Consider the following 12344-nt stretch of genomic DNA (forward strand, 5'->3'; position numbering starts at 1 on the left):
CGGGGCCCGTGCGGGTACTTCTTGTGGGATCGGGTGGGCGGGAACACGCGTTGGCGCTCGGGTTGGCGGCTGATCCGTCCGTCGAGCGGCTGATCGCGGCACCGGGCAATCCGGGCATCGCGGGTGTGGCCGAGCTTCGGCAGGTCGACACCGCGGATCCGGCGGCGGTGGCCGGGCTGGCCGTCGAGGAGGGCGTCGACCTGGTGGTGATCGGGCCGGAGGCGCCCCTGGTCGCCGGGGTCGCCGATGCGGTCCGCGCCAAGGGGGTCGCCTGCTTCGGGCCGTCCGCCGAGGCCGCCCGGCTGGAGGGGTCGAAGGCGTTCGCCAAGGACGTGATGACCGCCGCCGGGGTGCCCACCGCCCGCGCGTACACCTGCACCGACGAGGCGGGCACCGCCCGGGCGTTGGATGAGTTCGGGCCGCCGTACGTGGTGAAGAACGACGGGCTCGCCGCCGGCAAGGGTGTCGTGGTGACCGACGACCGGACCGCCGCGCTGGCCCACGCCGCCGAGTGCGGCCGGGTGGTGGTCGAGGAGTACCTTGCCGGACCCGAGGTGTCGCTGTTCGTGGTGACCGACGGCGAGGCGGCGGTGCCGCTGCTGCCGGCACAGGACTTCAAGCGGGTCGGCGACGGCGACACCGGCCCCAACACCGGAGGCATGGGTGCCTACGCGCCGTTGCCCTGGACCCCGTCCGACCTGGTCGACCAGGTGATGCGGGAGGTCGTGCACCCGACGCTGGCGGAGATGCGCCGCCGGGGCACCCCGTTCGCCGGTCTGCTCTATGTCGGCCTGGCGATCACCGCCGCCGGCCCCCGGGTGATCGAGTTCAACGCCCGGTTCGGCGACCCGGAGACCCAGGTGGTGCTCGCCCTGCTGGAGTCGCCGCTCGGCGGGCTGCTGCACGCGGCGGCGACCGGCTCGCTCGCCGCACACCCGCCGCTGCGTTGGCGCGACGGGGCCGCGGTGACCGTGGTGCTGGCCGCCGCCAACTACCCCGGCACGCCCCGCACCGGTGACGTGATCACCGGCGCGGAGCGTCCGGGCGTCATCCATGCCGGCACCGCTCGCCGGGCCGCCGACGGCGCGTTGGTCTCCGCCGGTGGCCGGGTCCTCTGCGCCACCGCCACCGGCCCGGACCTGGCCGCCGCGCGGGACGCCGCGTACGCGCTGGTCTCGGGCGTGGAGCTGGCCGGCTCGCACCACCGGCGGGACATCGCCGACGCGGCGGTGCGCGGAGCCGTCAGCCTGCCGGCCTGAGCTGAGCGGGCGGCGCCCCACCGGACGCGGGGTGGCGCGCGGCCATCCCGACCGGTTCACCGGGAGCGGGCCATCCGGTCCAGCAGGTTGGCGGTGGCCCGCTCGACCCGCTCGTCGCGGTGCCCGGCACGGTTCAGCGCCATCGTCCAGAACAGCGTCCCGGCGGCGAAGACCACGCCACCCTGCGACGTCTCGTAGAGGTGGGTCTTCTGGATCCGCCGCTGCTTGTACCTGGTCTGGTACCCGGCGGTGCCGAGGGTGACCCCGGTGCCCCCGGGTCTCGGGTGCCGGGAGACGACACCGTCGGCCTCCCCGCCGACCAGTCCGGGGATCCGGTCGCCGTCGGCCACCCCGGTGCCGGCCCAGAACCAGTGCCCGGCCGAGGCGACCACCAGCGGCTGCGGGGTGGAGACGATGCCGTTGTACTGGATTCCGAGCAGGCCCTGCTCGGCGTCGCTGCCGTCCGGGGTGACGGTGCGCCACTGGGTCGTCGGACCGGCGGCGTCCACCTCCGGGTCCGGGTCCGTCTTGTAGCAGGTGACCAGCCGGTCGGGTCGCCCGTCGGCGGAGGGCTTCAGCCGGATGTGCCAGTAGACGCTGTTGGCGGCGAGGAAGGCCAGGCTGGTGCCGGCCGCCACCGCGCGTTCCGCCGCGACCCGCATCGGCCTCGACCAGTACTCGTCGTGGCCGCAGAACACGACACCCCGGTGCCGGGTCGGGTCGAGCCGCCCGCTGTGCAGGTCCTCGGTGGTGGCGTACGACAGGTCGTAGCCCCGCTGTTCCGCCCAGCGGACGAAGTCGTGGTCCCGGTCGAGGTGCTTGGGCCAGCCGTTATCCGCGTACGGACGGTCGTAGGAGACGTCGAAGGCGCGCCGCCCGTAGTCCAGTAACCCGTCGCGGTAGCCGTAGTAGAGGCTCCGGCCGTTCGTGCCGTCCATCGGCCACTGGTTGTACGCCTGGTACGTGGTGAACGGCACCACCACGCAGAGCGCGGCGGCGCGGCGGTCGTCGCGTACCACGAGGGGCGCGTACCCGGACCAGCCCTCGGCCGAGGTGAAGATCGCCTGGTAGAGCCCGGAGGTCCAGTCGTCGGGGACCCGCAGCGTCCAGGAGACCGGCCAGCGGCAGACCAGCGCCCCGGTCCGTGGGTCGGCGGTGGGCACCGGTTGCGGCCCGCCGGTCAGCTCGGGGCTGGTCAGCAGCTCCCGGGCACCGGCCCCGCCGTACCAGCCGAGTCGGACGATCGTGATCCGGTACGGCCCGGCCGGGTCGACCGCGACGTGGAAGTCGATGGTCTCCCCGTGGGCGACGCTGGTCGCCGAGGCGTACCCCTGGATCTGCCGACGGCGGTCGTCGACCGCCGGTTGCCGGCTCTCGACGGGCGGCCAGGTGTGGCCGGGGGCCTGGTTCTCCCGGACGACCGGGACGGGACCGGTGGGGGGCGCGGCGGAACGGCTGTGGAGTGGCGCGACGGTGCCGAACCGGCTGGGGACGACCCGCCGGTCGCTGGCCGCCGTCGGCCAGAGGACGCCAGCGGTCGCCGCGGACGCGCCGAGGGCGAGCAGACCGAGGGCACGACGGCGGCGAACTCCTGCCATGGCAGCTCCTGGACACCGGATGGGGGAGGGAGGCGACCGAACCTATCACTGTGGACGAGGCATTCCGGCCATCAGTCGAGATGACAACGAAGTTCCCTGGTCACGACCTTCCCGGTGGCGTTTCGGGGCAGCGCCGCGACGAATCTCACGTCCCGGGGGACGGAGAATCGGGCGAGGTGCTGCCGGACGTGCTCGCGTACCGCCTCCGGGTCGAGGTGCTCGCCGGGGTGCAGGGCGAGGAAGGCGGCGAGGCGCTGCCCGTACCCGTCGTCGGGGACACCGATCACCGCGACCTCGCGTACCTGGGGGAGGCGGGCGAGCAGATCCTCCACCTCGGAAGGGAAGACGTTCTCTCCACCCGAGACGATCATGTCGTCGGCGCGGCCGTCGACGAAGAGCCGCCCGTCGGCGTCGAGCCGTCCCAGGTCGCCGGTGTCGAGCAGGCCGTCGTGTCGCTCGCGGCCCGCGCCGGAGGTGTACCCCTCGAAGAGCATCTCGTTGCCGACGAGGATCCGCCCGACCCGGCCCGGCGGCAGCGGACGACCGGCGGCGTCGACGACCGCGACCCGGGTGCCGTGCGGCGGCCGGCCCGCCGTGTTCGGGTGGGCGCGCAGGTCGGCGGGGGTGGCGATGGAGGCCCAGGAGACCTCGGTGGAGCCGTACAGGTTGTAGAGGACGTCGCCGTAGGCGTCCATGAAGGCGTGGGACAGCGCGCCGGGCAGCGCCGAGCCGCTCACCGCCACCACCCGCAGCGGCGGGCGGGGCCGGGGCGGCGGGACCTCCAGCAGCCGTTGCAGCATCACCGGTACGGCGAACAGCGCGTCGCAGTGCTGCCCGCCGAGGGCGGCCACCGCCGCGGCCGGGTCGAACCGGCGGTGCAGCACGATGGTGGCGCGCAGCGCGAAGGAGACCTGGAGGGCGGCGTACCCCCAGGTGTGGAAGAGCGGCGCGGCGATCATGACGCGGTCGTGGACCCGCAGCGGGATCCGGTCGATGATCGACACCAGCGGCCCTGAGCCGTTCGGGGTGGGCCGCCGGGCCCCCTTCGGCGTGCCGGTGGTGCCCGAGGTCAACACGATGGTCCGCCCGCCCCGGACCGGCGGGACGAGGGCGCCCGGCATCGCCCCGGTGACCAGGTCCGCGTGTCCCCGTTCGTCGACCCGCCGCACCCCGGCGGGGAGGCCGAGGACCCGGTCGGCGAACTCGGTGCCGTGCACCAGCACCCGCAGCCGCTGATCCTCGGCGACGGTGGCCAGCTGGCCGGCGGAGAGCCCGGTGTTGACCAGGACGGCGTCCGCGCCGAGCAGGGTGGTCGCCACCATGGTCTCGACCAGACCGGAATGGTTGCGGCAGAGCACCCTACCCGGTCCCCGCCGCGCACCCCGAGCCCCGACCGCAGCCCCCGGGCCAGTCGCTCGGACCGGTCGAGCAGAGTCGCGTAGCTGGTGCACGTGCCGTGCTCGTCGACGACCGCGGTTCGGTCCGGGTTCCGGGCGGCGGCCTGGCGCAGCTCGCCGGCGAGGCTGAAACCCCACCGGCGCAGCGCGTTGAGCTGGGCGGCGACCCGGACCGGGCCGCCGGGCGCGAGCAAGCCCCGCCGAGCCAGCGTGGCGATGACGAACGGCAGTCCCATCCCGGCTTCCTGCCGACGCTGCTCCGCCCTGCGCTGTGCTGCCTTCCGCCGTGCGGTGCGTGGTGCTGCCGTGGTGTGCGGTGCGCTGCCGTGGTGCTGCCGCCCCGGGCCGGGTGGTAGCAGGGGTCCCCTGCTACCGCATTGTGATGAGGAGGGGTCCCCTGCTACCACCAAACCGCCCCGCCCCGCCCACGTCCGCAGGTGGTCAGCGCACCTGCATACCGGAGATGGCGCGGGCGATCACCAGCCGCTGGATCTCCGACGTCCCCTCGAAGATGGTGTAGATCTTGGCGTCCCGGTACCAGCGTTCGACCGGGTGGTCGCGGAGGAACCCGGCCCCGCCGAGCAGCTGCACCGCCTTCTCGGTGACCGCGACGGCCACCTCGCCCGCCTTCAGCTTGGACATCGAGCCCTCCCCGGCGGCGAACGGTTTCTCGTTGCGTCCCATCCAGGACGCCCGCCACACCAGCAGCCGGGCCGCGTCGATCTCCATCTTCATGTCGGCCAGCGCGAACGCGACCGCCTGGTTCTCGATGATCGGCCGACCGAACTGGATCCGGGTCCTCGCGTAGTCCAGGGCGTACTCGTAGGCGGCGCGGGCCACCCCGATCGCCTGCGCGCCGACCGTCGGCCGGGACAGCTCGAAGGTACGCATCGCGGCCTGGCCGGAGGCGCGTTGGCCGGCACGGGCGCGGTCGAGGCGCGTCGACAGTGCCTCCCGTCCGCCGAGCAGGCAGTGGCCGGGTACGCGTACCTCGTCGAGGAAGACGTCGGCGGTGTGCGACGCGCGCAGGCCGAGCTTGCGCAGCTTGCGGGTGGCGTGCAGCCCCTTCGTGCCCGGCGGTACGACGAACGCGGCCTGCCCGCGCGAGCCCAGGTCGGGGGCGACCGACGCGGTGACCACGTGCACCCCGGCGATCCCGCCGTTGGTGGCGTACGCCTTCTGCCCGCGCAGCACCCACTCGTCGCGTGCCTCGTCGTAGGTGGCCCGGGTGCGCATCGCGCCGACGTCGGAGCCGGCCTCGGGTTCGGTGGAGCAGAACGCGGCGACGGCCGGGGACTCCGGGTCGCCGAAGCACTGGGGCACCCACTCGACGAGCTGGTCGGGGGTGCCGGAGCCGTAGATGGCGGCGACGGCGAGGGAGGTGCCGAAGATGCTCAGCCCGATGCCGGCGTCACCCCAGAAGAGTTCCTCGCTGGCGATCGGGAGAGAGAGGCCGGTGGGGTCGCCGAAGCAGGTGACGAGGAACTCGAAGCCGTAGAGGCCGACCTTCGCCGCCTCCTGGATCACCGGCCACGGGGTTTCCTCCCGCTCGTCCCACTCGGCCGCGGCCGGGCGCACGACCTCGGCGGCGAAGCCGTGCACCCAGTCGCGGAGATCCCGCTGTTCCTCGTTCAGGTCGAGCGAGAACTCGGACATGTCAGCCCTTGGGGATGTCGAACAGGTTGGGGATGTTGGCAGCCAGGCCCAGGTCGCCCTTGGCCTTCAGCTTGCCGGTCATGAACATCATGGCCGGGTTGGCCGCACCCGCGACGATCTTGAGGAACTCGACCGGACCGAGGGTCAGGGTCAGCTTCGGCTCCCGCTCCGGCGTGGAGTTGACCGTGCAGGCGCCGTTGGAGATGACGACCTCGTACGTGTCGGAGCCGCCGTCCGGACGCCCGGTGATGTTCCAGTGCAGCACCGCGTCGGTGGAGCCCGCCTTCTCGGCGCGGAACAGCGACGGCATCCGGCTGAACACCTCGTCGAGGACCTTGCCCCGCAGCTCGCCCGACATCACCTCGGCGATCTTCTTGTCCGGCGTGGACTTGACGAGCTTGGCGAACTCCTTGGGGCCGTACGAGGAGAAGGTGGCCGGATCGAAGTCAGTCATGAGTTACCTTCCGGACGTCGTGACACCCGTCGCACCGCGCGGGTTCCGCGTCGGGTCGGGGCGCACGGGTAGATTTGCCTACTCTGGCGTAACCTTACGCACGAGTAGGTATGCTCGCAAGGTGTCCAGCCCTCCCTCGTTCCGTCGTCTGCCCCGGGCCGTCCGTGAGCAGCAGATGCTCGACGCGGCCGTCCGCGCCTTCTCCCGCCGGGGCTTCCACGCCGCCAGCATGGACGAGATCGCCGAGGACGCCGGCATCTCGAAACCGATGGTCTACGCGTACCTCGGGACGAAGGAGGCGCTCTTCATCGCGTGCCTGCACCGGGAGGGCACCCGCATGGTCGAGGCCATCGCCGGGGCTGCCGCCCCCAACCTGCCGGCCGACGAGCGGCTCTGGCGGGGACTGCGGGCGTTCTTCGGATTCGTCGGCGCGCACCGGGACGGCTGGGTCGTGCTCTACCGGCAGGCGCGGGGCGAGCAGCCGTTCGCCGGGGAGCTGGCCGTGATGCGCAGCCGGATGGTCGAGGTGGTCGCCGGCATGCTCGACCACGCCCTGCGCGCCCGGGGCCGCGAGGTCCGCGAGATCGACCTGGAGGTGATCGCGTACGCCCTGGTCGGCGCGAGCGAGTCGCTGGCCGACTGGCTCGCCGACCATCCCGAGGCGGACCCGGCGAAGACCGCCACCCGGATGATGAACATCGCCTGGCTCGGTGCGGACCAGCTGCTGCGCGGCGAGACCTGGCGTCCGCCCGTGGAGTGACGACCCCGGACGGCCCCGGACCGGGCGGCGGGCCGGACCCGCCACCCGGCACGGGCTACCGCCCGACCGCGACCGCCGGCTGCTCGGTCCCGGCGGGCGTCACCGGCCGTTTCTCCTCCGGCCGCTCGGTCCCGAAGGACGTCACCGGTCGCTTGTCCTCGGCGGTGGGGCCGTGCGAGGTGAGCACCACCGGGGCGCCGAGTGCGTCGCCGACCGCCGCCGCCCAGTCGACCGGCGCGGTGTCGTACACCGGGCGGGCGGCCAGCAGGCGGGCGGTGAGCGCGGCCTGCCGGTCGAGGTCGCCGGGCGGACCGGCCGGCAGCCGGTCCACGGTCTCGTACCGGCGGCAGAACCGCAGCCCCCGGTCGGCCAGGTCCAGATGGGTGAGGACCAGCCCGTCCACCCCGCTGGCCACGTCGAGCGCGTACCGGTGGGCGACCGCGTCGAAGTGGCCGAAGCGGAAGCGGCCCTGCCACGCGTTGGTCGGGTTGCGCGGGTCGGTCAGCGCCAGCGTCCGGTCCTCGGTGACCAGCGGACCCGGCCCGTGCCGGGTGGTGACGGTGCGCAGCACGCCCAGCCGCCGGGCGGTGCCGGCCAGGCCCGCCTCGGCGAGCAGCGCCTCGGCGTTGGCGAAGGTGGTGGTGCTCCACGTCGTGTACGGGTGGAAGCCGTGCCACTCGTCCAGCAGCACCCCCTGCGCCCCCTCGAAGACGCAGGTGCCCGCCCGCAGCACCCCGGCCAGGTACGACCCGTCGACGATCGCCACCCGGGCGGCGAACCCGGTGAACGCGGGCTGGCAGTCGGAGACCGGCGGCGCGTCCAGCGGGCCGAGTTCGGCGGTCAGCCGGTCCCGCAGCCGGGTCAGCCGGTGCCGCAGCAGGTCCGGGCGGCGGCAGTCGGCCACCCGGGGCGCCTCGTCGGGGTGGGCGAGACCGTACGCGACGGCCTCACCCACCCCCAGCCCGCAGGAGCCGTGCCGGTCGGCTCCCCGGGCCAGTTCGCGAGCCCGGTTGGCGGCCCGGTGGTACGGCGTGGCGAGCAGCGCCTCGCCGTCGACGGTGAGCCGGTCGAGGGCGTCCGGCACCCCCACCGAGGTGAGGTGGTCGGCCTCGGCGGCCAGCGCCAACGGGTCCACCACCACGTGCCGGGACAGGTGGGTCCGTACGCCGGGGCGGAACGTCCCCGCCCCGAACTGCGCGAACGTGTGCTGGCGGCCGTCGGCGAGCACCACGTTGTGCGCCGCCTGCGCGCCCCCGTTGAACCGGACCACCGTGTGCACCGGCCGGGTCGCGCAGAGCCAGTCCACGACGGTGCCCTTGCCGGCGTCCCCGTAGCCGAGGTCGACCACCATCACGTGGTTCACAGCCGGGTGACTCCTCCGGTCGAGCCGCCGCGCGGGGCGGGCAGCGCAGGGTCGCTGGTCGGGTCGACCGGCATGGTGGCCACCGGCAGCGCCGACACCACGGTGCGCCGCCCACCGCCGACCCGGGCCAGCGCCTTCGACACCGTCCGGGTGGCCGTCGACCCGTGCCGGTTCAGGTCGCGCAGGCCCTCGTCGAGGTCGATCGCCTCCTCGCCGAGGCCGACGGTGAGCGCGATGGTCTCGCAGACCGCGTCCAGGTCGTCCAGCTCGACGGCGTTCTGCCCGAGCAGGTCGCGCCAGAAGTCGAGCACCTTCCGGTTGCCCGAGTAGTGGCTGCCGGCCGGGAGGAGGTAGTAGGTGTCCCAGCGCCGGGTCACCTCGTCGACCACCTGCCGCAGCGGCACGTCCTCGCCCAGGCCGTCACCGATCACCCGGGCCACCTCGCGGTTCTTGACCTTTCCGTAGGCCAGCTCGTCGCCGATGATGAAGAGGTAGCCGCGCCGGCCGCGCTTCTCCCACGAGTCGGTGACCGTGTGCCGGGCCATGAAGTACATGGCCAGTTCGTACGACTCCATCATCTGGCCGCCACCGCCACCCTCCAGCACGATCTTGCCGAGGTCGTCGTCCATCCGGTTGTCCGACTCGAACTGCCCGACCTGCAACGGCACCCGGTCGCAGCTGGCGTCACCGATCGCGCCGAACATGATCTGCGGGTCACGGGCGTAGCCCTGGCGCAGCAGCAGCCCGAGCAGCTGCGGCAGCTTGGCCTGGAGGGTGCGCGGCACGTGCCCCATCGAGCCGGTCACGTCGAACAGCACCGCGATGGGTGTCGACTGCGGGTGCTCGGCCGAGTCGCGGCTCTCCCGGGTGGCCCCGCGCGGGTCGAGGTCGGGGTGCACGGTGCGGGCCCCGCTGTCGCTGTAGGAGAAGGCGCTCTTCCCGGTGGCCTTCCGGTACTGCTTGGCGGCGTCGTACACGTTGGTGGACCAGATTCCACTGCCCATGGCAGCCTCCCTAGGGGTTGAGGGTGAAGGGTCGGAAGGTGCGCGGCCCGTAGAGCCGTTCCAGCACCTCGTCGAGTTCGCCGAGCAGTCGCCAGGCGTCGTCGGGCCGGGCCCGCAGGAACCGGTGCCGGCAGCCGTCGGCGAAGGCGAGCAGTTCACGGGGGGCACGGCCCCCCATCAGCCAGGTCATGCAGCGGGCAGCCATGGCGATGTCGGTGCCCGGCCCGCACGGCTGCCTCGTGGTGACCTCCTGCGGGTACCAGTCCTCGTAGCCGGGCACGAGCGCCGGGACGGCGGTGTCCGGCTCCGCCGAGAAGCACCAGTCGACCAGCACCACGCCGTGTGCGTCCGGCTCGATCAGCACGTGCCGGGGGAGCACCGCGCCGTGCACCACGCTGGCCCGGTGGGCCAGGCCGAGGGCGACCAGCAGCCGCCGCCACATCCAGGCCGCGTCCCGGCCGTCCAGCCCGTCCGGGTACGCCCGGCGCACCTCGTCCAGGCTGTGCAGGTTCGGTACGGCGGCCAGCACGTTGACCCGCCGCTCCGCGCCGGTGGCCGCGTCCCGGTGCCGGAACGAGTCCACCAGCCGGGGCACGTACGGCAGGTGGCGCGGGTCGCCTTGGTCCTCGATGGTGCGCAGGGCGTGTGCCTCGCGGGCCATCAGGTCGTTGTCGCCGGGTTGGCGGGGCAGCTTGAGGAGCCGGTCCGCCCCGACGTCGTACAGGTCGGCCAGGTCGCCGGCGTACGCCAGTCGGCCGAGCCGGTAGTCGCCGAGCAGGATCCCCGGGCCGTGGGTGGTCGCCCGCCAGCGGGTGGTGACCTCGACGAACGCCTCGGTGGCGGCGGCGCGGACCCGGTCGTCGGCCCGGCCGAGCCGGTCGGGGTGCAGGGCGGCGACCAGTTGCCGGTACCGGTGGGCCGGGGCATCGGTGCCGAACAGGTCGTCGTCGGTGCGGGCCGCCGCGACCAGGCGGATGGCCTCCTCCGTCCTCACCGGATCTCCTCCTCCCGGGCGGGGCGCAGCAGCGCCGGGTGGAGCAGCCGGGCGTCGCCGGCCCGGTAGAGCTTCGCGCGCGGGCCACCCCGGGCCCCGCCCCGCTCGGTGGTGGCGCCGGTGCTCTCCACGAAGCCCGGCACGGAGAGCACCTTGCGGTGGAAGTTGCCGGCGTGCAGGGGGTGCCCCCAGACCGTCTCGTAGACGCCGCGTAGCTCGCTGATGGTGAACTCGGCGTCGAGGAAGCGGGTCGCCAGGGGGGTGTACTCCAGCTTGGCGCGGGCCCGCTCCAGCCCCTCCTCGACGATCCGGGCGTGGTCGAAGGCGAGCTGCCGGCTACCGAGCGCGTCCACCGGCAGCCAGGCCGCGTCGGCGGCGTCGCTGGCGGCGACCGGGTCCGGCAGGTCGGGGGCGAAGGCCAGGTGGGCGACGGAGACGATCCGCATCCGGGGGTCGCGGCCCGGGTCGCCGTAGCTGCGGAGCTGTTCGAGGTGGACGCGGCGCATCCGCTCGTCGCCGAGGCCGGTCTCCTCGGCCAGCTCCCGGCGCGCGCCGGTGGCGAGGTCCTCGTCGGGTTGGACGAACCCGCCGGGCAGTGCCCAGTGCCCCGCGTACGGCGGCTGGCCGCGCCGGACGAGCAGCAGGTGCAGCGCACCCTCGCGGATGGTCAGCGCGACCACGTCCACGGTCACCGCGACCGCCGGGTACGCCGACGGGTCGTACCCGGCCAGGAACTCCTGCTCGTCCACCCTGTTCCTCTCAACAAGAGAACAACTCAATCTGAGAACAACTTAGCGCGTGCAGAAGCCCTCGTCCACCCGGAGTGGACCGGCGTCAGGTGACGCGGCCCACTCCGATCCCCGGGCCCGTCCCGACCAGGGAGATCAGGTGATCCGGCCGGTCAGGTGCGGGCGGCCGGTGCGGGCGTCGTGCAGGGCGAACCCACCGTCCGGCATCGTGCTGAAGCTGACCGTCGAGGGAAGCGGGATCGGCAGCTTGAACGCCACCTCCACCGTGTACGCCCCGGGCAGCCGGGGCGCCAGCGCGGCCAGGCAGCGGGCCTTGCTCCACATGCCGTGCGCGATCGGGCGCGGAAAGCCGAGCAGCCGCGCGCCGATCCGCGAGGTGTGGATCGGGTTGTGGTCGCCGGAGACCCGGGCGTAGTCCCGGCCCACCCGCGGACCGACCCGCCACAGCGCCGGCCCGGCCGGAGCCGGGGCCCACTCGCCCTGCCTCTTCCGGTCGCCGGTCGCCGACCGATCCCGGCCGAGGTACGTCGACACGCCCCGCCAGACCTCCTCCCCGTCGACCGATCCCACCAGCACCACGTCGAGTTGCCGGCCGCGCGGGTGCGGACGCAGGTTCTCCGCGTACGTGGTGAAGTCGAGGGTCTCGCCCGCGTCCACCGGACGGCGCACGGTGATCCGGTTGCCCACGTGCACCACGCCGGCCAGCGGGATCGGGAAGTCCGGGGCGCTGATCAGCCGCAACGCCAGCGGGAACCCCATGACGTGCGGGTACGTGCCGGGCAACTCGTCGGTCAGCCGGAACCCGCAGACCCGGTCGTAGTCCGCCAGGCGCGCCCGGTCCACGGGGACGCCCCGCACGGCCAGCGCGGCGTCCGGCAGGTCACCGGAGCGCTGGCCGCCCATCCCGGGCAGCGCACCGAGCACCGCCCGCCGGTAGAGCGGCCCGGAGGCCGGCATCCGGGGCAGTTCCACCGGGGCCCGTCCGGCCGTCCGTGCGGCGTGTGCCGACAGGTCCTGTGTGGCGTACGCGGACAGGTCGTGGGTCTCCGCGACGCTGATGTCGTGCCCGTTCCCGGCGGCCCCGTTCCCGGCGGCCCCGTCCCGGTCGGT

General features: G+C 73.9%; 11 protein-coding genes and 1 pseudogene. 2 read left to right on the top strand and 10 right to left on the bottom strand.

Going from position 1 to position 12344, the window contains the following annotated elements; genetic code table 11:
- Positions 1-8 precede the first annotated feature (8 nt).
- Positions 9-1259, top strand: a complete 1251-nt coding sequence (gene purD, locus GA0074694_RS07505) for a phosphoribosylamine--glycine ligase (RefSeq protein WP_091454518.1) — start codon at positions 9-11, stop codon at positions 1257-1259.
- A gap of 56 nt (positions 1260-1315) precedes the next feature.
- Here the strand turns inward: purD and GA0074694_RS07510 are convergent, their stop codons facing one another.
- The 5 genes and pseudogenes from GA0074694_RS07510 to GA0074694_RS07525 form a co-directional block, all read right to left on the bottom strand.
- A complete protein-coding gene (locus tag GA0074694_RS07510; RefSeq protein ID WP_091454523.1) occupies positions 1316-2857 on the bottom strand; it encodes a N,N-dimethylformamidase beta subunit family domain-containing protein in 1542 nt (513 codons plus the stop codon).
- Between the two features lie 71 nt (positions 2858-2928).
- Entirely contained in the window at positions 2929-3351 is a 423-nt protein-coding gene (locus tag GA0074694_RS34100; protein WP_425413610.1) for an AMP-binding enzyme, read from the bottom strand.
- A gap of 42 nt (positions 3352-3393) precedes the next feature.
- Positions 3394-4490 (bottom strand): annotated as a pseudogene (locus tag GA0074694_RS07515) (AMP-binding protein); the annotation flags it as partial.
- A 205-nt stretch (positions 4491-4695) separates the two neighbouring features.
- Positions 4696-5910, bottom strand: coding sequence for an acyl-CoA dehydrogenase family protein (locus GA0074694_RS07520; protein ID WP_091454527.1), 1215 nt, complete (start codon positions 5908-5910; stop codon positions 4696-4698).
- Position 5911: 1 nt separating this feature from the next.
- Positions 5912-6364 carry an SCP2 sterol-binding domain-containing protein gene (locus GA0074694_RS07525; RefSeq protein WP_091454530.1) on the bottom strand — a complete coding sequence of 151 codons (453 nt, stop codon included), beginning with the start codon at positions 6362-6364 and terminating at the stop codon, positions 5912-5914.
- 121 nt (positions 6365-6485) lie between these two features.
- Between GA0074694_RS07525 and GA0074694_RS07530 the strand changes: the two genes are divergently transcribed.
- Positions 6486-7124, top strand: a complete 639-nt coding sequence (locus GA0074694_RS07530; protein ID WP_176737813.1) for a TetR/AcrR family transcriptional regulator — start codon at positions 6486-6488, stop codon at positions 7122-7124.
- A gap of 55 nt (positions 7125-7179) precedes the next feature.
- Here the strand turns inward: GA0074694_RS07530 and GA0074694_RS07535 are convergent, their stop codons facing one another.
- The 5 genes from GA0074694_RS07535 to GA0074694_RS07555 form a co-directional block, all read right to left on the bottom strand.
- Complete coding sequence (locus GA0074694_RS07535) at positions 7180-8487, bottom strand: adenylosuccinate synthetase (RefSeq protein WP_091454535.1); 1308 nt, start codon at positions 8485-8487, stop codon at positions 7180-7182.
- Entirely contained in the window at positions 8484-9491 is a 1008-nt protein-coding gene (locus GA0074694_RS07540) for a hypothetical protein (protein ID WP_091454538.1), read from the bottom strand. Before GA0074694_RS07540 ends, GA0074694_RS07535 begins: the two co-directional genes overlap by 4 nt.
- Before the next feature lie 10 nt (positions 9492-9501).
- Positions 9502-10485, bottom strand: coding sequence for a serine/threonine-protein kinase (locus GA0074694_RS07545; protein WP_091454541.1), 984 nt, complete (start codon positions 10483-10485; stop codon positions 9502-9504).
- Positions 10482-11234 carry an NUDIX hydrolase gene (locus tag GA0074694_RS07550; protein WP_091454545.1) on the bottom strand — a complete coding sequence of 251 codons (753 nt, stop codon included), beginning with the start codon at positions 11232-11234 and terminating at the stop codon, positions 10482-10484. Before GA0074694_RS07550 ends, GA0074694_RS07545 begins: the two co-directional genes overlap by 4 nt.
- Positions 11235-11369: 135 nt before the next feature.
- Complete coding sequence (locus GA0074694_RS07555) at positions 11370-12191, bottom strand: MaoC/PaaZ C-terminal domain-containing protein (RefSeq protein WP_245714724.1); 822 nt, start codon at positions 12189-12191, stop codon at positions 11370-11372.
- Positions 12192-12344 lie beyond the last annotated feature (153 nt).

The sequence above is a fragment of the Micromonospora inyonensis genome, assembly GCF_900091415.1.
In the GTDB taxonomy this organism is placed as follows: Bacteria; Actinomycetota; Actinomycetes; order Mycobacteriales; family Micromonosporaceae; genus Micromonospora; species Micromonospora inyonensis.

What these genes read in the sequence shown, in the direction of transcription:
- GA0074694_RS07510 (WP_091454523.1), bottom strand. Translation starts at nt 2,857, where the DNA reads ATGGCAGGAGTTCGCCGCCGTCGTGCCCTCGGTCTGCTCGCCCTCGGC.
- GA0074694_RS34100 (WP_425413610.1), bottom strand. Translation starts at nt 3,351, where the DNA reads ATGCTCTTCGAGGGGTACACCTCCGGCGCGGGCCGCGAGCGACACGAC.
- GA0074694_RS07520 (WP_091454527.1), bottom strand. Translation starts at nt 5,910, where the DNA reads ATGTCCGAGTTCTCGCTCGACCTGAACGAGGAACAGCGGGATCTCCGC.
- GA0074694_RS07525 (WP_091454530.1), bottom strand. Translation starts at nt 6,364, where the DNA reads ATGACTGACTTCGATCCGGCCACCTTCTCCTCGTACGGCCCCAAGGAG.
- GA0074694_RS07540 (WP_091454538.1), bottom strand. Translation starts at nt 9,491, where the DNA reads ATGGGCAGTGGAATCTGGTCCACCAACGTGTACGACGCCGCCAAGCAG.
- GA0074694_RS07555 (WP_245714724.1), bottom strand. Translation starts at nt 12,191, where the DNA reads ATGCCGGCCTCCGGGCCGCTCTACCGGCGGGCGGTGCTCGGTGCGCTG.